The sequence below is a fragment of the Hydrogenophaga sp. genome (genome assembly GCF_026125825.1).
Lineage (GTDB): Bacteria > Pseudomonadota > Gammaproteobacteria > Burkholderiales > Burkholderiaceae_C > Hydrogenophaga.
The window spans coordinates 1-20,019 of sequence record NZ_JAHCKK010000079.1 but is presented as its reverse complement, the minus strand read 5'-3'; the positions used below and the strand labels follow the sequence as shown (position 1 = coordinate 20,019).

Sequence of the window (20,019 nt, the reverse complement as noted above, 5' to 3'; positions counted from 1 at the left end):
GACATCGCCGGCCAGGCCGTGGACCAGACGGGGCGGCTGGTCAGCCGCGCGGGACAGGGCATGGAAAGGCAGCTCAGCACCGGCCCGATCAACCCGCTGCTCGGCGGCGCCAGCAAGGTGGCTGAGACAGCGGTGAGCACCGGCGCGGGCGCCACGCAGACCGTGGGCACCGCCACCGGCCTGGGCCCTGTGGCGGACCGCGCCGTCGACCCCGTTGCCCAGGCACTGGGCGCGGCGGGCGAGCGGCTCTCGGGCAGCAACCTGCCCACCGCACGGGAGGTGGGTGACGTCGTGGGCAACACCTCGCGCACGCTCAGCCACGCAGGGGATCTGGTGAACGGTCCGGCCCAGGGCGACCCCAAGGGCTCGGTGGAACAGGTCGGGCGCGCACTCAGCACGGCCATCGTGCCGATCACCGCAGGCGCGACCCAAGTCGCCGCCCGCGCAAACGACGCCACTGGCGTCGGCACGCCTGTCGGCCATTGGCTGGTCACCACCGGCGGCGCGGTGCAACAACTGGGCACTGGCATGCAGGGCGATGGCAGCCAACCTGTGGCCCAGGGCCTGGGCGGGATCGTCAATTCGTCCGGCGGCCTCGTCGCTCACGTCGGTGGCGCCTTGGGCGGCACGGCCGGAGCTGCCGGTGGGGGCGTGCTCGCGCCCGTCACCGGCGCTGTCCAGGGCCTGACCAGCGGCGGTGGTGGAACGGGCAACGTGCTCGCACCGGTGGTCGGCACCGTGGGTGCGTTGACCGGTGGCCTCACCGCCACCGCGGGCGGAGGTTCCAGCGGGGGCGGTGCCGCCACCCCGCTGACCACCACCCTGACCAACACCCTGGGTGGGCTCACCGGTGGCCTGATCGGCGCTCCGCAACGCTGAAACCAGGCGGGGGGAAGCACACAGGCCGAGGCATTTCACCCGGCCGTTGCTGCTGGCTGGCGCTGTCTGGTGGATGGCCGCCGGCGCGGGGGCGCAAGCCCTCGCCCCGGTCGGCAGCCCGCTGGACAACCTGCCGCGTCCCGACTTGCCTCTCCAGCCGGGCGCAGAGGGGCACGTCGAAGTGGATGTGCAGCAGCCCGCCCGCCGCTGGCCGAGCTGTTGAAGGCGCGCCTCACGCCCCGCAAATTCGACATCGAAGGCGTGCAATCGATTCCCTTCGACGCGATCGCCATGCTGTTTGCGCCCTTGGTCGGGCAGCCGGTGACGGTGGGCGACATCGTGGCACGCGCCCAGCAAGCGACCGCGCTGTACCAGCAGCGCGGCTACGCGCTTTCATTCTTTTTCGTGCCGATGCAGGACTTTCGGCACGGCGTGGTGCGCGTGGTGGCCGTCGAAGGCCATGTGCAAACGGTGCGCATCGAGGGCAATGCCGGCAAGGCCGAGGCCAGGCTGCGCGAGATCGCCGAGCACATCCGGCTGGAGAAGCCATTGCGCACAGCCACTTTCGAGCATTTCACCGCCCTGCTCGGCCGTCTGCCGGGCATCGGCGTCCAGGCCCAGGTGCAGCTGCCCACGAGCACCGACGGAGCCAGCACCCTGGTGATCCACGCGAACCAGAAGGCTTACGAGATCGCCGTGGGCCTGGAGACGCGCAAGCCGAATCCGCGCGCGGTGGTCACCGGCGTGCTGAACGATCCCATCGTGGCTGGCAGCCAGTTCGGTGTCTCCACCCTGTTGTCCAGAGCGGACAGAGACCGGTACAACGCCCTGCACTACGAACAGGCGCTTGGGAGCCAGGGGTGGTCGCTCAGGGGCTCGCTCTCGCGCTACCAGGGCGATCCCGACGAGCAACTCGGGTTGAGCAACCCGCTGCAGCGAGAGACCGACGTCGAACGGGCCGAGCTCACCGCCAGCCTGCCGCTCAAGCTCTCGAAGGAAGCCAGCTGGGTGGCGAGCACAGGGCTTTACGGCGTGAACACGCGCGACAGCCTCGTCCATCCCGGCAACGGCGCGCAGTGGGCCGACGAAACCCAGGTGCGGGCCGTGTTCGGCCAGTTGAGCTACAGCGCGCAAAAGCCCAACGACAGCCTGCAGCTCAATCTGCGACTGACCCGCGGCCTCTCGGGCCTGGGCGCCGAAGCTGGCATCACCAGCAACGTGCCCGGGCTCTCTGGCCCCAGCGCGGTGAAGCTGGACTTCGTGCGCTGGCAGGCCGAGGCCAGCCACCAGCACCGCTTCGCCAACCGCTTCGGCACGGCGGTGTCCTTTGCCATGCAGTACAGCCCGCACAACCTGCCCGGCAGCGAGAAGCTGTCCTTTGGCGGCCACCGTTTCGCGCGCGGCTATGGGCCTGGCGAGGCGGTGGGCGATTCGGGCTGGGGCCTGGGCCTGAAGCTCCACCGCGTCTTCGCGGTCGATGGCATCTGGCTGCGGCAGTGGCAACCCTATGTGCTGCTGGAGACCGCGCGCGTGCATGCCCGCCTCGCCACGCCGATGCCTGCCCGCCTGCGTTCGGTGAGCCTGGGATTGCGCCTCACCAACCACAAACACTACAACCTGGATCTGGCGGCCTCCAAGCCCACGGGCGATCTGCCGCTGGAGAACACGCAGCGCCACTGGCGCGCCAACCTCACACTGAGCTACCGGCTCGACGGCTCCTGAGGTTTCGCCACCACCGGCCCCGCAGCGTTCCCGCTTCGGGTCAGCTCACCGGCGCGTTCAGCAGCGCGAGCATGGCCGCTTCGTCGATCACCGCCACACCCAGGGTCTGCGCCTTGTCCAGTTTGCTGCCAGCCTCGGCACCTGCCACCACGTAGTCGGTCTTCTTGCTCACCGAGCCGGCCACCTTGGCGCCAGCGGCCTCGAGCAGATCCTTGGCCTGGTCGCGGCTGAGCGTGGGAAAGGTGCCGGTGAGCACGAAGGTCTTGCCGGCCAGGGGTTGCGGCGCGCGCGCGGCGGGCTCGCCCTCTTGCCAGGTCAGGCCGCAGGCGCGCAACTGCTCCACCACTTCGCGGTTGTGCGGCTGTTCAAAGAAGGTGTGGATGCTCTGCGCCACCACCGGGCCCACGTCGTTGACCTCCGAGAGGGCTTCCACGCTGGCGTCCATGATGCGGTCGAGCTGGCCGAAGTGGCGCGCCAGCTCCTTGGCCGTGGCTTCGCCCACGTGGCGGATGCCCAGACCGAACAGGAAGCGCGGCAGCGTGGTCTGCTTGGATTTCTCCAGCGCGGCCACGATGTTGTTGGCCGACTTTTCGGCCATGCGGTCCAGCCCGGCCAGGGCGGTGAAACCCAGCTTGTAGAGATCGGGCAGCGTTTTGATCAGGCCACTGTCGACCAGCTGCTCCACCAGCTTGTCGCCCAGCCCCTCGATCTCGACGGCCCGGCGGTGCGCGAAGTGCAGGATGGCCTCCTTGCGCTGCGCGGCACAGAACAGGCCTCCGGTGCAGCGGTGATCGGCTTCGCCCTCCTCCCGCACCGCGTCGCTGCCGCAAACGGGGCACTGGGTCGGCATGGTGAATGGCGGCGGGTCGCCGGCGCGCTTGTCCAACAGCACGGACACCACCTCCGGAATCACATCGCCCGCGCGGCGCACGATCACCGTGTCGCCCACGCGCACGTCCTTGCGGCGCGCCTCCATCTCGTTGTGCAGGGTGGCATTCGTCACCGTGACACCCCCCACGAACACGGGCGCCAGCTTGGCCACGGGCGTGAGCTTGCCGGTGCGACCGACCTGCACGTCGATGGCCTGGACGGTGGTCAGCTGCTCCTGCGCAGGGTACTTGTGCGCCACCGCCCAGCGCGGTTCGCGCGTGACAAATCCCATCTGTTTCTGCTGCGCCAGGGAGTTGACCTTGTAGACCACGCCATCGATGTCGAAGGGCAGCGTGTCGCGCAGCTCCCCGATGCGGCGGTGGAAGGCCACGAGCTCATCGGCACCGCGGCAGCGCGTGGTCTGCTCGGCCACCGGGAAACCCCATGCCTTCAGGCGCATGAGCCAGTCGAACTGGGTCGGCGGCGGCTCGGCATCCCCTTGCACGTCGCCCCAGGAGTAGGCGAAGAAGCTCAAGGGCCGCTCGCGCGTGATCTTCGAATCAAGTTGCCGCACCGCCCCGGCGGCGGCGTTGCGCGGATTGACGAAGGTCTTTTCACCCTTGGCGCCGCTGGCGATCTTTGCGCGCTGCCGCTCGTTGAGCTGCTCGAACTGGTCGCGCCGCATGTACACCTCGCCACGCACCTCGAGCACCGGCGGCACGCCCTCGGGCAAGCGCAGCGGAATCTGCCCGATGGTGCGCACGTTGTGGGTGACGTCCTCACCCGTCTCGCCATCGCCGCGGGTGGCGGCCTGTACCAGCACGCCCTGCTCGTAGCGCAGGCTCATGGCCAGGCCGTCGAACTTGAGCTCGGCCAGGTAGTCGACGGGCGGATCGGTTTCGCTCAGCTTGAGCTCGCGCCGCACGCGCGCGTCGAAAGCGACCGCGCCTGTGGCCTCGGTATCGGTCTCGGTCCGGATGCTGAGCATCGGCACCACGTGCCGCACGGGCACCAGTTCCTTGAGAATCGCCCCGCCGACGCGCTGCGTCGGCGAGTCGGGCGTGAGCAACTCGGGATTCGCGGCTTCAAGGGCCTGGAGCTCGCGAAACAGCCTGTCGTATTCGGCGTCGGGGATTTCCGGCTCGTCGAGCGCGTAGTAGCGGTGGGCGTGGTGGTGCAGTTGCGCGCGCAATTCGGCGGCGCGCGCGGCCGGCGACGGCGGCTCGGCAAACATGTCAGCGGTCATTCAGGAAAAAAGTCGGCGGGCTTGCGGGGAGCCGGCGGAGAGGTCGCGGCTGTCGAGCGCGTCGTACAGGCTTTCCAGGTCGGCGCCAATGCGGTCCATGGTGTCGGTGGACAGCGGCTGGCCGCCGTCGTCGGTGACGACACCCTCCATGGCTTCGGCCAGCGCGGTGGCGGCCTGGCGCATGCGCACGAAGGGTTGTTCGCTGCGCGGCACGTGCGTGACCTCCAGCGACAGCGCAATCTCCCGCAGAGCGGTTTGCTCGGGGTCTTCTGCCATGGCTGCCTGCGGATCGAACATCAGGCTGAGGATGGGCGCCTGGCCGCTCTGGCTGCCCGAAAGCACCATGCGCCCCGGCAACGCACCCGCGACGAAGCCGAGCTTGGAGGCGTGCTGCGCGACATAGCCCGGGCTCCAGGCGGTGCGGCGCGCGCGCAGCGTGAAGCCCAGCTGGGCATCGTGCCCACTGGCGAAGGCATCCAGCTCACGGGCCCGGGCCACCTCGGCGCGCATGTCGGGGAAGTCGGGCGAGGCACCCACCGCGTCGGCGAAGGCCTGGGCCTTCACCACGAACTCGGAGAACTCGATGTCATTGAGCGGACCGGACCGGTTGGCCAGCTGCACGCCCGCCTGGAGCGCACGATAGCGTTGGCCCAGACGCGGGCTTTCCCACTCGCCGGTGGTCTCGCTCAGGCCCTCCACGGCAAACGGTTTGCTGCCCACGCGCCGCGTGCCCGGCAAGGCGGCCAGCAAGGCGTCGCCAGAAACCTCGTGTTCCAGCAAGAGGGGCGCGATGACGTCGATCAGCGCGTCCAGGCCCGGTCGTTTCTCGGGCGGCTGGGTCATGAGCGGGTTGATGCTCACCGCCGCCGCCGCTTGCGCGATCGCCGCCGGATCGGGCGGCGCGGGCGCACCCGGCATGTCGCCCAGCACCGGGTCGATGCGCTGGATCTCGTGCTCGGAGAGGTCCGCCGGCGTGTAGGGCAAGGTTTCGTCGCCCGCTGCTTCGTCGCGCGGCGCTTCGCTGCGTTCGCGCGCCGTGCGCGGTGCGCTGCGGCTGGTGACCCAGGCGTTGTAAGCCACCAGGCCCGCCAGAACGAGACCGCCCATGATGGCCAGACCGATTTGCAATGTGCTCATGGTTGGAGTGTGATCAGGTGGGTTCGAGCATGCCGGCGGCCGATTCCATGTCCACCGCTACGATGCGGGAGACGCCCTGCTCCTGCATGGTCACGCCGATCAACTGCTCGGCCATTTCCATGGCGATCTTGTTGTGGCTGATGAAGAGGAACTGGGTTTCCTTGGACATCGCAGTCACCAGTTTCGCATAGCGTTCGGTGTTCGCGTCGTCCAGCGGGGCGTCCACTTCGTCCAGCAGACAGAACGGCGCCGGGTTGAGCTGGAAGATGGCAAACACCAGGGCGATGGCGGTAAGCGCTTTCTCTCCACCCGAGAGCAGATGGATGGTCTGGTTCTTCTTGCCGGGGGGCTGCGCCATCACCTGCACGCCGGCATCGAGGATTTCCTCGCCGGTCATCACCAGCCTGGCGTTGCCGCCGCCAAACAGCTCGGGGAACATGCGGCCGAAATGGCCGTTGACGGTCTCGAAGGTGCTGCCCAGCAACTCGCGGGTTTCGTTGTCGATCTTCTTGATCGCGTCTTCGAGCGTGTTCATGGCCTCGACGAGATCGGCCGACTGGGCATCGAGGAAGGTCTTGCGCTCGCGCGCTGCGGTCAGTTCGTCGAGCGCAGCGAGGTTGACCGCGCCGAGCGACTGAATTTCGCGGTGCAGGCGGTCGATCTCGCTTTGCAGTCCGCTGAGGCGGACGTTGCCTTCGGTGATGCTCTGCGCCACGGCGGCCAGATCGGCCTGGGCTTCTTCGAGCAGCTGGCTGTATTGCTCCACGCCCAGGCGGGCGGCCTGTTCCTTGAGCTGGAAATCGGTGATGCGGCTGCGCAGGGGTTCAAGCTCGCGCTCCAGCTGCAGGCGGCGCTCGTCGCTGGCGCGCAGCTTGGCGGTGAGTTCGTCGTACTGGCTGCGCAGCGCACCCAGGGCCTGTTCTCGCTCCAGCTTCATGGCCAGCGCGTTTTGCAGGCCGGCCTGGGCCGCCGCGTCGTTGAGTCGGGCAAGTTCATCGCTGGCGCGCTGCTGCTCGTCCGCGAGGGATTTTTCCTGGCTGGCCGCGGTTTCCATCGCGCGCTGCAATTCACTCTGGCGTGCCTGCAGGCTGCGCAGGGCGAACACCGCCTCCTGGGCCGTGCGCTCCAGCGAGCGCTGCTGCTCTCGCGCCTGGTTCAACGCGCGCTCGGCCTCGATCACCTTGTCATCGAACTGAGCGTGGCGCTCCTGGCTGTCAGCCAGTTGCATGTCCAGCTCTTCAAAGCGGGCCTCGGCCGTCACGCGGCGCTCCTGCAGCTCCTCGAGCTGCGCATCCACCTCGGCCAGGTCGGCGCCGATCTGTTCGCTGCGCGCACGGGTCTGCTCGGCCAGCTGGGTCAAGCGCAGGGCTTCGACCTGCAGCTCGTGCGCGCGGCTGCGCGACTCGGCGGCTTCGCGGCGTGCGCTCACCAGGCGCTGCGATGCGTCGGTGTAGGCCGCTTCGGCGCGGATCAGGGCTGCACGCGCCTGCTCGGCGATCAGCACCTGGGCCTTGAGCTGCTTGTCGATGTTTTCGATTTCCTGGGCGCGCGCCAGCAGGCCGGCCTGCTCGCTGTCGGGCGCGTAGAAGCTCACGCTGTGCGCGGTGACGGCGTGGCCGCTGGCCACGAAGATCACTTCGCCGGCCTGCAACTGCGCGCGCTGGGCAAGTGCCTCCTCCAGACTGGAGGCGGTCAGGCAGCCATGCAGCCACTCGGCCAACAGCGCCTGCTGGCCGGCATCGTTCAGGCGCAACCATTGCACCAGGGGCTTGAGGCCGGTGGCGCTGCTGGTGGCAGCCGCGCCGGGCGGCGGGCTGTAGAAGGCCAGCTTGGCCGGTGGTGCGTCATTGCCGAAGGCGCGCACCATGTCCAGGCGCGAGACTTCCAGTGCCCCGAGGCGTTCGCGCAGCGCGGCCTCCAGGGCGTTTTCCCAGCCCGTCTCGATGTGGATGCGGCTCCAGAGCCCTTGCAGGCTGTCCAGGCCGTGCTTGGCGAGCCAGGGCTTGAGTTTGCCGTCGGTCTTGACCTTGTCCTGCAAGGCCCTGAGTGCTTCCATGCGGGCCGAGAGATCGGCCTGCTTCGCGGATTCCTGGTTCACCGCCTGCTGGGCGGCGCGGCGCGCCTCGTCGAGCTGGGGCACGCTGTCCTGCAGCTCGTGCAGCACAGCGTCGTTGAGTTCGGCGGCCTCCTGCGCGCTGGCCAGCTGGGTCTGGGCGTTGAGCAAGCGCGCTTCGTCCGGTGCGGCCAGCGCATTGCGGTCTGCCACCAGGCGCTCGCGGCGCTGGTTGAGCGTGCGGCTCTGTTCCTCCACGTTGCGCTGCTCGGCAGCCAGCACCTGGATCTGCTGCTGCACCTGCGTGACGCTGGCGCGCTGCTCGTTGGCCCGGGTCTGCGCCTGGCGCAGGCTGTCTTCCAGCGCGGGCAAGGCGCCCGACTGCTCTTCGCCCTGCGCGGCCAGCACGATGGACTGGTCCTCGGCCTGAACCATGGACTCGGCCAGCTGCTCCAGCTCCACGGCCGCGTCCTGGCTGCGCGTGGCCCAGGAACCCATCTGTTCTTTCAGCTGCACCAGACGCTGTTCCACGCGCTGACGGCCCTCGACCACGAAGCGGATTTCGGCTTCGAGCTTGCCGACTTCGGCGCTGGCCTCGTACAGCTTGCCCTGGGCCTGGTTCACCTGGTCGCCGGCCGCATAGTGGGCCTGTCGGATGGTTTCAAGTTCGGATTCGATGCGCCGCAGGTCGGCGGTGCGCGACTCGAGGTCGTTGACGGCCTGGGCGGCGTCGGTCTTCACCTTGACCTGGTCGGACTCGGCCTCGCTGCGCTTGAGAAACCAGAGTTGGTGCTGCTTGAGGGTGGCGCTGGCCTGCAGGTGGTTGTAGCGCGCGGCCACCTCGGCCTGTTTCTCCAGTTTGTCGAGATTGGCATTGAGCTCGCGCAGGATGTCTTCCACCCGCGTGAGGTTCTCGCGCGTGTCGGCCAGCCGGTGGGCGGTCTCGCGGCGGCGCTCCTTGTACTTGGACACGCCGGCGGCTTCTTCCAGGAACAGGCGCAGTTCCTCGGGCTTGCTCTCGATGATGCGGCTGATGGTGCCCTGGCCGATGATGGCGTAGGCGCGCGGGCCCAGGCCGGTGCCCAGGAACACGTCCTGCACATCGCGGCGGCGCACCGGCTGGTTGTTGATGTAGTAGCTGCTGGTGCCGTCGCGCGTGAGCACGCGCTTGACTGCGATCTCGCCGAATTGGCCCCACTGGCCACCCGCGCGGTGGTCGCTGTTGTCGAACACCAGCTCGACGCTGGAACGGCTGGCGGGCTTGCGCGAAGTCGTGCCGTTGAAAATCACGTCCTGCATGGACTCGCCGCGCAGCTCGGAGGCCTTGGACTCGCCCAACACCCAGCGCACCGCGTCCATGATGTTGGACTTGCCGCAGCCATTGGGCCCGACCACCCCCACCAGTTGGCCCGGCAGCATGAAGTTGGTGGGTTCGGCGAAGGACTTGAAGCCGGAGAGCTTGATCGAGTTGAGACGCACGCTGGGAGGCCCCCTGGCATAGCCAAGTATTTGATTTCAAAGGCAATTCCCTCATCGCGGACGCGATGCAGGGGTGGCTGATGATACCGTGCATGCGCCCCGGGGTATGGCGCGGCACCCCCTTTGCGCCAAGCCCGATAATCGTCGGCCATGAACCCCTTGCTCTCGCGCCTGCAGCCCTACCCTTTCGAGCGGCTGCGCAAGCTCTTCGCCGACATCACGCCCAACTCCGCCCTGCGCCCCATCAGCCTGGGCATTGGCGAGCCCAAGCACGCCGCGCCCGAATTCCTGAAACAGGCCCTGGCCTCCTCGCTCGACACCGGATTGAGCAGCTACCCGGCCACTTCTGGCACCCCGGCGCTGCGCGAAGCATGCGCCGCCTGGGTGCAGCGGCGCTACGGCGTGGCACTCGACGCGGCCACACAGCTGCTGCCCGTGAACGGCTCGCGTGAGGCGCTGTTCGCCTTTGCGCAGACCGTGATCGACCCGACGCGCCCGGGCGCCACCGTGGTCATGCCCAATCCGTTCTATCAGATCTACGAAGGTGCGGCCCTGCTGGGCGGGGCCGAGCCGCACTACGTGGCGTGCGATCCCGCGCGCAACTTCGCGGCCGACTGGGACAGCGTGCCCGACGAGGTGTGGGCCCGCACGCAGTTGCTGTTCGTCTGCTCGCCCGGCAACCCCGCCGGCGCCGTGATGCCCCTGGACGAGTGGCAGCGCCTGTTCGAGTTGAGCGACCGCCATGGCTTCGTGATCGCGTCCGACGAGTGTTACAGCGAGATCTATTTCCGCGACGACGCCCCGCTGGGCGGCCTGGAAGCCGCGCAACGCCTGGGCCGCAGTGACTTCCGCCGCCTGATGATGTTCACCAGCCTGTCCAAGCGCAGCAATGTGCCTGGGCTGCGCAGCGGCTTCGTGGCGGGCGATGCCGCGCTGATCAAGCCCTTCCTGCTCTACCGCACCTACCACGGAGGTGCGATGAGCCCGGTGGTGCAGGCGGCCAGCGTGGCGGCCTGGGGCGATGAAGACCACGTGGTGGACAACCGGCGCCAGTACCGCGAGAAGTTCACCCAGGTCACGCCGATGCTGGCCGAGGTGCTCGATGTGGCCCTGCCGGATGCCTCGTTCTACCTGTGGGCGGCGGTGCCCGCGTCCTTTGCCGACCCTGCGGCCGGGCTCAGCGCAGACGAAGCCTTCGCCCGCGAGCTGCTGGCTCAATACAATGTGACGGTGCTGCCCGGCAGTTACCTGGCCCGCGACGTTGGCGGCGTGAACCCGGGCACCGGCCGCGTGCGCATGGCCCTGGTGGCCGAGCCCGCCGAATGCCTGGAAGCCGCCGGGCGCATCCAGTCTTTCCTGTCGCGCCAGGCCTGACGCGAAGCTTCCCGCTTTCTCTCTCTTTCTTCACCTTTGCTTCTCTGAGACCCATGACCCAACAACTGCAAACCCTGATCGACAACGCCTGGGACAACCGCGCCGAACTTTCTCCTGCCTCCGCTCCCAAGGAAGTGGTGGAAGCGGTGGAGCATGTGATCTCCGAGCTCAACAACGGCAAGCTGCGCGTGGCCACGCGCGAAGGCGTGGGCCAGTGGACGGTGCACCAGTGGATCAAGAAAGCCGTGCTGCTCTCCTTCCGTCTGAAGGACAACGAAGTCATGCGCGCGGGCGACCTGGGCTTCTTCGACAAGGTCAAGACCAAGTTTGCGCACCTGAGCGAAGCCGAGATGAAAGCCACCGGCGTGCGCGTGGTGCCGCCGGCCGTGGCACGCCGCGGCAGCTACATCGCCAAGGGCGCCATCCTCATGCCCAGCTACGTGAACATCGGCGCCTACGTGGACGAGAACACCATGGTCGACACCTGGGCCACGGTCGGTTCCTGCGCGCAGATCGGCAAGAACGTGCACCTCTCGGGCGGCGTGGGCATTGGCGGCGTGCTCGAGCCGCTCCAGGCCGGCCCCACCATCATTGAAGACAATTGTTTCATCGGCGCCCGCTCGGAGGTCGTGGAAGGCGTGGTGATCGAGGAGAACTCGGTCATCTCCATGGGCGTGTACATCGGCCAGAGCACGCCGATCTACGACCGCGCCACTGGCGAGGTGAGCTATGGGCGCGTGCCGGCTGGCTCGGTCGTGATCAGCGGCAACCTGCCCAAGGACGGTGGCAAGTACAGCCTGTATGCGGCCATCATCGTCAAGCGGGTGGACGCGCAGACCCGCGCCAAGACCAGCCTGAACGACCTCCTGCGCGATTGATCATGACCACCCCCGCCGCGCTCTGCGCGCCCCGCCCCTTGAGGGGCAGCACCTGCCGCCCGGCCAAGCCGGTTCGGCGGTGCTGCTGGGCCGGCGGCCTTTCGTTGACGTGTCTCTCTCTTGTTTGATGGCATGAAAGGTTCGGTATGAGCAGCGGAACGATGGAGCGCATCCTGCGCCTGATGGCCGACAAGAAGGCCTCGGATGTGTACCTGACGGCGCACGCGCCGGCCATGATCAAGATCAACGGCCAGACCATCCCCGTCAACAGCCAGGTGCTGCCGCCGGAAGCACCGCGCAACCTGTTGGCCGAAATCGTGCCAGCCACCCGCATGGAAGAGCTTCAGGAGACCGGCGAACTCAACATGGCCGTGCCGCTGGAGAACCTGGGCAACTTCCGCGTCAGCGCATTCCGCCAGCGCGGCCAGGTGGCGGTGGTGATCCGGTTCGTGTCGAGCGAGATCCCCCCGCTGGACTCGCTCAACGTCGCGCCGGTGCTGGCCGATCTCATCATGGAAAAACGCGGGCTGATGCTCATGGTCGGCGCCACCGGCGCGGGCAAGAGCACCACGCTCGCCGCCATGATCGACCACCGCAATGAGCGCGCCACCGGGCACATCCTCACCATCGAAGATCCCATCGAGTACGTTTACCGCAACAAGAAGTCGGTCGTGAACCAGCGCGAGATCGGGCCCGACACCGCCTCGCTCCAGGTGGCCCTGAAGAATGCCTTGCGCCAGGCGCCGGACGTGATCCTGATCGGCGAGATCCGCGACCGCGAGACCATGTCGGCCGCCATCTCCTACGCGCAGTCGGGCCACCTGTGCCTGGCCACGCTGCACGCCAGCAACAGCTACCAGGCGCTCAACCGCATCCTGAGTTTTTATCCGGTCGAGGTTCGCCCGACGATGCTGGGCGACCTGGCCGCCGCGCTGCGCGCCGTCGTCTCGCAGCGCCTGCTGCGCACGCACACCGGCGGGCGCGTGCCGGCGATGGAGGTGATGCTCAACACCTCGCTCATCGCCGATCTGATCCAGAAAGCCGACTTTTCGGGTGTGCGCGAAGCCATGGAAAAGTCGCTGGCCGAAGGCTCACAAAGCTTCGAGCAGGATCTGGCCCGCCTGATCAACGATGGTCTGGTGGCCCGCAACGAGGGCCTGGCCCACGCCGATTCGCCCAACAACCTGCTCTGGCGCCTGCAGAACGACTTCAATGCCACCCGGGCCAGCGAAGCGGCGCAGGCCAGCGAGGAAGACGGGGGCGACAGCGCCACCTTCACCGAGTTCACGCTCGACGTCAAATTCTGATCCGATGACCGATACCCTGCGCCTGGCCGAAGCCCTGATCGCCTGCCCCTCCGTCACACCCCGCGACGAGGGCTGCCAGGCGATGATCGGTGCGCGGCTTGCGCATCTGGGGTTCGTTTGCGAAACCATCGAGAGCGGTCCTGCCGATTTTCGCGTGACCAACCTCTGGGCCCGGCGGGGCCAGGGCCAGCGGCCGACCCTGGTGTTCGCCGGGCACACCGACGTGGTGCCCACCGGCCCGCTGGCGGCCTGGGCCAGCGATCCTTTCGTGCCCGGCCACCGCGATGGCAAGCTGTTCGGCCGCGGCGCGGCCGATATGAAGACCTCGCTGGCAGCCATGGTGGTGGCTTGCGAGGAGTTCGTGGCAGCCAACCCCGTGCCCGCCATCGACGTGGCCTTCTTGCTCACCAGCGATGAGGAAGGCCCGGCACTCGACGGCACCGTGGTCGTCTGCGACACCCTGAAACGCCGCGGCGAACGGCTGGACTGGTGCATCGTGGGGGAACCGACCTCGGTCGAGCGCACCGGCGACATGATCAAGAACGGACGGCGCGGAACCATGAGCGGCAAGCTCACCATCAAGGGCGTCCAGGGCCACATTGCCTACCCCCATCTTGCGAAAAACCCGATCCATCTGGCAGCCCCGGTGCTGGCCGAACTTGCGGCCACCGTATGGGATGAGGGCAACGAGTTCTTCCCGCCTACAAGCTGGCAGATCAGCAACATCCATGGCGGTACCGGCGCGAGCAACGTGATCCCGGGCACGGTGGTGGTGGATTTCAATTTCCGCTTCTCGACCGAGTCCACGCCCGAAGGGTTGCAGCAGCGCCTCGCTGAGCTGCTGAGGCGCCACGGCCTGCAGCCCGGGGCCGACTACGACCTCGACTGGACGCTGGGCGGGCGGCCGTTCCTCACTCCGCCAGGCACGCTGGTGGATGCGGTGCGCGCGGCCATCCGCGACGAGGTCGGCGTGGCCACCACGCTGTCCACCACGGGTGGCACCAGCGATGGCCGCTTCATCGCGCAGGTCTGCCCGCAGGTGATCGAGCTGGGCCCGCCCAACGCCACCATCCACAAGATCGACGAGCACGTGGCCCTGGCCGACATCGAACCGCTCAAGAACATCTACCGCCGCACGCTGGAGCATCTCGATGCCCAGGCCCGCGCGCCTGCTTGAGCCCACCGTGAACCTGAACGAACTCCTGACCCAAGCCCGTCAGCGCCTGGAGGCCGCGCAGCTGGCGTATGGCCATGGCACCACCAACGCCCAGGACGAGGCCGCCTGGCTGGTCCTCTGGCAGCTGGGCCTGCCGCTGGACAGCGACCTCGAAGCCCTGGGCGGGCGCCGCGTGACGACCGAAGAACAGGCCGCGGCACTGGCCCTGATCCAACGGCGCGTCGACACCCGCGAGCCCGCGGCCTACCTCACAGGCGAAGCCTGGTTGCAAGGTGTGCCGTTCTACGTGGACCGACGGGCCATCGTGCCGCGCAGCTTCATCGCCGAACTGCTGGCCGAGGGTTCCATCGACCCCTGGCTGGACGACCGGTCCCGCGACGTGCTCGACCTCTGCACTGGCAACGGCAGCCTCGCCGTGCTGGCCGCGATGGCCTATCCCGAGGTCCGCGTCACTGGCGCAGACATCTCGCCCGAAGCCCTGGCGGTCGCCCGCATCAACGTCGATCGCCATGGACTGCAGCACCGCATCCTGCTGGTCGAGTCCGACGGGCTCGCGGCCTGCCGTGGGCCCTGGGACCTGATTCTGTGCAACCCCCCCTACGTCAGCGCGCAGAGCATGGCCGCGCTGCCACCCGAATACCGGGCCGAACCCGGCCTGGCACTCGATGGCAACACGGCCGGCAGCCGCGACGGCATGGACTTCGTGCGCGCCTTGCTGCGCGACGCAGGCCGCTGCCTCAAGCCCGGTGGCGTGCTGGTGCTCGAAATCGGCAACGAGCGCGAGCATTTCGAAGCGGCCTTTCCCCAACTCGAAGCCATCTGGCTCGAAACGAGCGCAGGCGACGACCAGGTCCTGCTGCTCACCCTTGAATCCCTTTTGGCGCTGCCCATCTCGCAGGCGCCCGCTCCATGATCACTCTGAAGAATGTTGTCCTTCGCCGCGGGGCGAAGGTCTTGCTCGATGGCGCCTCCTGCACCATCAACCCGGGAGAGAAAGTCGGCCTGGTGGGCCGCAACGGGGCTGGCAAGTCCAGCCTGTTTCGCCTGCTCGACGGCACCTTGCATGAAGACAAGGGTGACTTCTCCGTGCCTCAGCACTGGCGCATGGCGCAGGTCGCGCAGGACATGCCCGAGACCGACATGTCGGCCACGCAGTTCGTCATCGAAGGCGACTCCACGCTGCTGAAGGCACAGGAAGAAGTGACCGCCGCCGAAGACAGTGGTGACGGCGAGCGCATGGCCCACGCATACATGGCGTTGCACGACGCTGGCGCCCACGATGCACCGGCCCGTGCACAGGCCCTCATCCTCGGCCTGGGTTTTCGCATCGACGAGCTGGAGCGCCCGGTCGACAGCTTCTCCGGCGGCTGGCGCATGCGCCTGCAGCTTGCGCGCGCACTGATGTGCCCCAGCGAGCTGCTGCTGCTTGATGAACCCACCAACCACCTGGACCTCGACGCCCTGGTCTGGCTTGAGGCCTGGCTCAAACGCTACGACGGCACCCTGCTCGTGATCAGCCACGACCGCGAATTCCTCGACGCCATCACCAACGTCACGGTGCACATCGAGCGCGCGCTGCTCAACCGCTACGGCGGCAACTACAGCCGCTTCGAGGACATGCGGGCCGAGCAAATGGCACTGCAGGCCACCTCGTACGCACGCCAGCAGGAAAAGATGGCGCACCTGCAGAAGTTCATCGACCGCTTCAAGGCCAAGGCCAGCAAAGCCAAACAGGCACAAAGCCGCGTCAAGGCTCTGGAGCGCATGGAGAAGATTGGGCCGGTGCTGGCCGAGGCCGATTTCAACTTTGAATTCAGCGAGCCTCAGAACCTGCCCAACCCCATGCTGGCGATGGAGGGCGTCACCTTTGGCTATCCGCCGCGCGAGGCAGGCGGTGAGCCGGTGGCCATCGTGCGAGGCATCAGCCGCTCGGTGTTGGCAGGCCAGCGCATCGGCATCCTGGGCGCCAACGGCCAGGGCAAGTCCACTGTGGTCAAGACCATCGCGCGCGATCTCCAGGCACTGGCCGGCCAGATCACCGAGGGCAAGGGCCTCAACATCGGCTACTTCGCCCAGCAGGAGCTCGACGTGCTGCGGCCGGCGGACACCCCGCTGGAACACATGATCCGCCTGGTGCGCGACTGCACCGCGCAAGGTCGCCTCAGCGGCCAGCCCACGCGCGAGCAAGACCTGCGCAGCTTCCTGGGCAACTTCAACTTCACCGGCGACCAGGTCAAGCAAAGCGTGGGCAGCATGAGCGGCGGCGAGAAGGCCCGCCTGGTGCTGTGCATGATCGTCTGGCAGCGCCCCAATCTGCTGCTGCTCGACGAACCCACCAACCACCTGGACCTGGCCACCCGCGAGGCCCTGTCGGTCGCACTCAACGAGTTCGAGGGCACCGTCATGCTGGTCAGCCACGACCGCGCCCTGCTGCGCGCCGTATGCGACGAGTTCTGGCTGGTCTCACGCGGCGGCATCGAGCCCTTCGACGGCGATCTCGACGACTACCAGCGCTACCTGCTCGACGTGGCCAAGCAGTCGCGCGAGGCCCAGCGCCAGGAGCAGCGTGGACAGAGCCGCAGCCCCTCGCCTGCGCCTGCTGCCGCCCCCCCGGCAGCACCCAGGGCACCTGAAGCCAACCGGACGCCAGAACAGAAGCGCCAGGACGCCCAGCGCCGCCAGCAATTGGCCGAAAAGACCAAGCCCTTGAAAAAGGAGCTGGAACAGACCGAGAAACGCATGGCGCTGCTCGCGCAAGAGAAGACGCGCCTGGAATCAGCCATGAGCCAGCCAGCGAGCCCGGCCGACATGGCCGAATCCGGCCGCCGCCTCAAGGCTGTGCACGAAGAGAACGACGCCCTTGAGGCTCGCTGGCTTGAACTGCACGAAGCCATCGAGGCCGCAACCGGCGCCTGAGCTCGGCGGGACAGCCGCGCAGCCCCCGAGCGCGAGTCATTGGGGTATCCTGTCAGCGCCCGTCGGAAGCACCGGCTGTTCTCGCACCCATCAGGAAGGTCCTTCAACATGTTGTCCATTCTCGGCACGCTTTTCATCGGCCTCATTGCCGGCTTCATCGCCCGCGCGCTCAAGCCCGGCGACGACGGCATGGGCTGGATCATGACCGCCATCCTCGGGGTGGCTGGCGCCTTCGTGGCCGGCTACCTGGGCGCCGCCCTGGGCTTCTATCGGCAAGGCGAGCCGGTGGGCTTCATGGCCTCCGTCATCGGCGCGATCCTCCTGCTCGTGGTTTACGGCTTCTTCAAGAAGAAGTAAGCCTCTTCCGCCTGCCGCGGCAGGCGGGGAAAGCCAGGGCATGCCTGTGCTGGGCATGGGGTTCGGATATTCCGGCCGGACGGCTCAATATCGCACTTGGGCCTTGAAAAACAGCACCTGAATCCCGAACAGGAACGCTTCATTCTCCAGCAGGTGCTGTGTGCATGGCCTGCGATATGGTTCGCAGCCATTCGCCCATGCCCCAGCGTCCAGTGCCCCTCCTCCTTCTTCCTGCATCCCCTTCGTTTTTTCGCTTCTTCCCCGTCTCCACTTTCGCCCGCAGCTTGCGCTGCCTGGCTCTCGTGCTCTTCTGCATCAGGGCCGTCCTGCCCGGCCCTGTCTGGGCCCTGCCTGCTTCGTCACCATCTCAGAACACGGACGCCGTTCGCTCCGTGAATTTGCCTCTGCGGCAGCTCGCAGGCAACCAGCTGGCGCTGAAGGGGGCACACGGCGAGCAACGCATTCACCTTGGCGTGCGGCTGGACGAGATGGTGGTGCGCGCGCACCTGAATCTGGCCGTCACCCCCTCGCCGGCCCTTCTGCCCAACCTGTCCCACCTTCAGGTCCGCCTCAATGACAAGCTGTTGTCGGTGATTCCCCTGCGGGCGGACCACGCGGGCGAGCGCATCGAGCGGCGCATCGAACTCGACCCGCGCCTGTTTGTGGACGACAACTGGCTCAGCCTGCGCCTGGTGGGGCACTACACGCTGGCGTGCGAAGACCCGTTGCACAGCAGCCTGTGGGCCGATGTGGATGTGGATGCGACGGGCTTCGAGCTCACCATCCGGCCACTCGCCCTGGAGGACGAGCTGGCCTTGTTTCCGGCGCCGTGGTTCGATCGACGGAGCGCTGGCCGAGTCGAAGTGCCCATGGTGCTGGGGCTGCAACCGAGCCAGGAACGACTGAGCACCGCGTCCATCATGGCCTCGTGGCTGGGCTCACTCGCCGGAGAACGGGGCGCGTCCTTTCCTGTGCGGCGGGACCGCCTGACCTCAAACACATCAATGACACCCTGGGCCATCACATCGGCGACCTTTGCCTGTGCGAAGTGGCACGCCGCCTCGGGGTCGCCGTGCGACACACGCCAGATGGGAGCAACCACCCGGCAAGCACCGAGCCGCTTGTCGCGCGCATCGGCGGCGACGAATTCGTGATCCTCGTGCAGATCACCGAGTGCGACCACGCCAGGCGCATCGCCACCCGCATCAGCGAGTTGATGGGCGCACCGTGGCAACCCGACGAGCGCCATCAGCTGGTCATCAGCACCTCCATCGGCATCGCATACGCCCCATTGCACGGCCGCTCCAGCAAGGCCCTGCTCGAGTTGGCGGACCGCGCGATGTATCACGCCAAGAACTCCCGCAAGGGCTCCGTGCATGAGTTCATCCACCAGCACCCTCAGGTTCCTTTGCGCTTCGACACGGGATTTGACGTGCTCCCCTCGGAGGACTGAGCCATGAACACCCCACGCTGCCAGCATCCGCCAATCCTGTGGGTGGATCGGGCGCCACTGCCTGCTAACGTCATCACCGCTGTGCAGGCGCAGCAATGGACTGTTCGTGTCGAGTGCGACGAAGACGAGGCCATGGACTACCTGCGCACACCGGGCATCGAGCTGGCGGTGATTGCCGCCAACCAACACATGCTGCGGCGCATGGCATCCGCGCTTTCGCATGAAGATCAGGCGCGCCATGGTCAGCTGGTCCGCATGCTGATCACCGACCGGTGCGATCCGCAAGCCGACTACGCCGCGATCAATGAAGCGCCGGTGTTCCGAGTGCTGGAAAAGCCGCTGGATCCCCATTCGACAGGCCTCCACATCCGCGATGCGATGGGCCTGTATGCCAGACGGCGACGGGAACTGTTACGAGGGGAGAACGGCGGCGCGACCTTGCCCGAGGCACTCGCCTTCCTGGCCCACGAAATCAACACGCCTTTGTCTCTGATCCAGGGCTATGCCCATGCGCTCAACCATCGCCTGGGCGCCTTTGCCGACGCACCCGCCCCCACCAGCGCCGTGAAACAGGCGCTGGAGGCGAGCGAACGAAGCGCACGGCATTGCCAGTCCTTGATGTCGTGGGCAGCGGAAACGGCGAAGAACACATGCACCCATCGAGAGGTCGCCCTGGGTTCGGCCGCCGAACGGATACGCGCGTTGCTGGCAAGCCATCCCTTCACGGGTGGCGAAAGCGGCTGGGTGTCGGTCGACATCGAGCGCGATTTTCCGCTCCCTGCAAAGGCGGCGTTGTTGCCTATGGTGTTCTTCACGCTGATGCGAACGGCTTTGAACGCCTTGCAAGGCACGGCAAGGCCCCACTTGCGAATCACCGTGGGCGAGCAACAAGGCGAGCCCGGCATTTCCATCTCGCACAACGGCAAGCACCCCTCCGTCGACGTGCTGCAGGCACTGACGGCCAGCCGCGCGCAGGCCTCGGGCAGTGCCGCCATGGGCCTGCTGTTCTGTCAACGCGCCATGCGAAGCCTTCGCGGAGACCTCCACATCGCCGTGACGCCCGACGGGGAAACCGCAGCGCTCTTGCGCTTCGGACTCTCGGTGCCCGATTCTGAGGTGCAAAGAAAAAGGGACTTAGCCTTGCGGCTAAGTCCCTAGATCTTTGGTAGGA

The 20,019-nt window shown here is 67.4% G+C and carries 15 protein-coding genes; 12 read left to right on the top strand and 3 right to left on the bottom strand.

What is annotated here, in order from left to right:
• Both KIT86_RS19530 and KIT86_RS19525 read left to right on the top strand, forming a co-directional pair.
• A partial coding sequence (locus KIT86_RS19530) for a collagen-like triple helix repeat-containing protein (protein ID WP_297401439.1) occupies positions 1-879 on the top strand: 879 nt, incomplete at its 5' end.
• A gap of 219 nt (positions 880-1,098) precedes the next feature.
• Positions 1,099-2,601: a POTRA domain-containing protein gene (locus KIT86_RS19525; RefSeq protein WP_297401437.1), complete on the top strand. Its 1,503-nt coding sequence runs from the start codon at positions 1,099-1,101 to the stop codon at positions 2,599-2,601.
• A gap of 40 nt (positions 2,602-2,641) precedes the next feature.
• Here the strand turns inward: KIT86_RS19525 and ligA are convergent, their stop codons facing one another.
• The 3 genes from ligA to smc are packed head-to-tail and all read right to left on the bottom strand — an operon-like array spanning position 2,642 to position 9,386.
• The gene (gene ligA / locus KIT86_RS19520; protein ID WP_297401435.1) at positions 2,642-4,705 is read right to left on the bottom strand and encodes an NAD-dependent DNA ligase LigA; all 2,064 of its coding nucleotides are present in this window, start codon (positions 4,703-4,705) and stop codon (positions 2,642-2,644) included.
• 12 nt (positions 4,706-4,717) lie between these two features.
• Positions 4,718-5,854 carry a cell division protein ZipA C-terminal FtsZ-binding domain-containing protein gene (locus KIT86_RS19515; protein WP_297401433.1) on the bottom strand — a complete coding sequence of 379 codons (1,137 nt, stop codon included), beginning with the start codon at positions 5,852-5,854 and terminating at the stop codon, positions 4,718-4,720.
• A 13-nt stretch (positions 5,855-5,867) separates the two neighbouring features.
• Positions 5,868-9,386, bottom strand: coding sequence for a chromosome segregation protein SMC (smc, locus tag KIT86_RS19510; RefSeq protein ID WP_297401431.1), 3,519 nt, complete (start codon positions 9,384-9,386; stop codon positions 5,868-5,870).
• A 150-nt stretch (positions 9,387-9,536) separates the two neighbouring features.
• Between smc and dapC the strand changes: the two genes are divergently transcribed.
• From dapC to KIT86_RS19460, 10 genes are all read left to right on the top strand, one after another.
• A complete protein-coding gene (gene dapC, locus KIT86_RS19505) occupies positions 9,537-10,760 on the top strand; it encodes a succinyldiaminopimelate transaminase (RefSeq protein ID WP_297401429.1) in 1,224 nt (407 codons plus the stop codon).
• A gap of 53 nt (positions 10,761-10,813) precedes the next feature.
• Positions 10,814-11,638, top strand: a complete 825-nt coding sequence (gene dapD, locus KIT86_RS19500) for a 2,3,4,5-tetrahydropyridine-2,6-dicarboxylate N-succinyltransferase (RefSeq protein WP_297401427.1) — start codon at positions 10,814-10,816, stop codon at positions 11,636-11,638.
• Positions 11,639-11,784: 146 nt separating this feature from the next.
• Positions 11,785-12,945, top strand: a complete 1,161-nt coding sequence (locus KIT86_RS19495; RefSeq protein WP_297401425.1) for a PilT/PilU family type 4a pilus ATPase — start codon at positions 11,785-11,787, stop codon at positions 12,943-12,945.
• 4 nt (positions 12,946-12,949) lie between these two features.
• Positions 12,950-14,122, top strand: a complete 1,173-nt coding sequence (gene dapE / locus KIT86_RS19490; RefSeq protein ID WP_297401423.1) for a succinyl-diaminopimelate desuccinylase — start codon at positions 12,950-12,952, stop codon at positions 14,120-14,122.
• Positions 14,097-15,035, top strand: coding sequence for a 50S ribosomal protein L3 N(5)-glutamine methyltransferase (prmB, locus tag KIT86_RS19485; protein ID WP_297401421.1), 939 nt, complete (start codon positions 14,097-14,099; stop codon positions 15,033-15,035). The genes dapE and prmB overlap by 26 nt, the downstream gene beginning before the upstream one ends.
• Positions 15,032-17,038: an ABC-F family ATP-binding cassette domain-containing protein gene (locus KIT86_RS19480; RefSeq protein ID WP_297401419.1), complete on the top strand. Its 2,007-nt coding sequence runs from the start codon at positions 15,032-15,034 to the stop codon at positions 17,036-17,038. Before prmB ends, KIT86_RS19480 begins: the two co-directional genes overlap by 4 nt.
• Positions 17,039-17,146: 108 nt before the next feature.
• Entirely contained in the window at positions 17,147-17,395 is a 249-nt protein-coding gene (locus KIT86_RS19475; protein WP_297401417.1) for a GlsB/YeaQ/YmgE family stress response membrane protein, read from the top strand.
• Positions 17,396-17,787: 392 nt separating this feature from the next.
• Positions 17,788-18,549, top strand: a complete 762-nt coding sequence (locus tag KIT86_RS19470; RefSeq protein ID WP_297401415.1) for a cellulose biosynthesis cyclic di-GMP-binding regulatory protein BcsB — start codon at positions 17,788-17,790, stop codon at positions 18,547-18,549.
• A complete protein-coding gene (locus KIT86_RS19465; RefSeq protein ID WP_297401413.1) occupies positions 18,444-18,848 on the top strand; it encodes a GGDEF domain-containing protein in 405 nt (134 codons plus the stop codon). Before KIT86_RS19470 ends, KIT86_RS19465 begins: the two co-directional genes overlap by 106 nt.
• A 3-nt stretch (positions 18,849-18,851) precedes the next feature.
• Positions 18,852-20,006 carry a histidine kinase dimerization/phospho-acceptor domain-containing protein gene (locus tag KIT86_RS19460; protein ID WP_297401411.1) on the top strand — a complete coding sequence of 385 codons (1,155 nt, stop codon included), beginning with the start codon at positions 18,852-18,854 and terminating at the stop codon, positions 20,004-20,006.
• Positions 20,007-20,019: the final 13 nt, after the last annotated feature.

What these genes read in the sequence shown, in the direction of transcription:
- dapD (WP_297401427.1), top strand. Translation starts at nt 10,814, where the DNA reads ATGACCCAACAACTGCAAACCCTGATCGACAACGCCTGGGACAACCGC.
- KIT86_RS19460 (WP_297401411.1), top strand. Translation starts at nt 18,852, where the DNA reads ATGAACACCCCACGCTGCCAGCATCCGCCAATCCTGTGGGTGGATCGG.
- dapE (WP_297401423.1), top strand. Translation starts at nt 12,950, where the DNA reads ATGACCGATACCCTGCGCCTGGCCGAAGCCCTGATCGCCTGCCCCTCC.
- prmB (WP_297401421.1), top strand. Translation starts at nt 14,097, where the DNA reads ATGCCCAGGCCCGCGCGCCTGCTTGAGCCCACCGTGAACCTGAACGAA.
- ligA (WP_297401435.1), bottom strand. Translation starts at nt 4,705, where the DNA reads ATGTTTGCCGAGCCGCCGTCGCCGGCCGCGCGCGCCGCCGAATTGCGC.
- KIT86_RS19495 (WP_297401425.1), top strand. Translation starts at nt 11,785, where the DNA reads ATGAGCAGCGGAACGATGGAGCGCATCCTGCGCCTGATGGCCGACAAG.
- KIT86_RS19475 (WP_297401417.1), top strand. Translation starts at nt 17,147, where the DNA reads ATGTTGTCCATTCTCGGCACGCTTTTCATCGGCCTCATTGCCGGCTTC.
- KIT86_RS19480 (WP_297401419.1), top strand. Translation starts at nt 15,032, where the DNA reads ATGATCACTCTGAAGAATGTTGTCCTTCGCCGCGGGGCGAAGGTCTTG.
- KIT86_RS19515 (WP_297401433.1), bottom strand. Translation starts at nt 5,854, where the DNA reads ATGAGCACATTGCAAATCGGTCTGGCCATCATGGGCGGTCTCGTTCTG.
- dapC (WP_297401429.1), top strand. Translation starts at nt 9,537, where the DNA reads ATGAACCCCTTGCTCTCGCGCCTGCAGCCCTACCCTTTCGAGCGGCTG.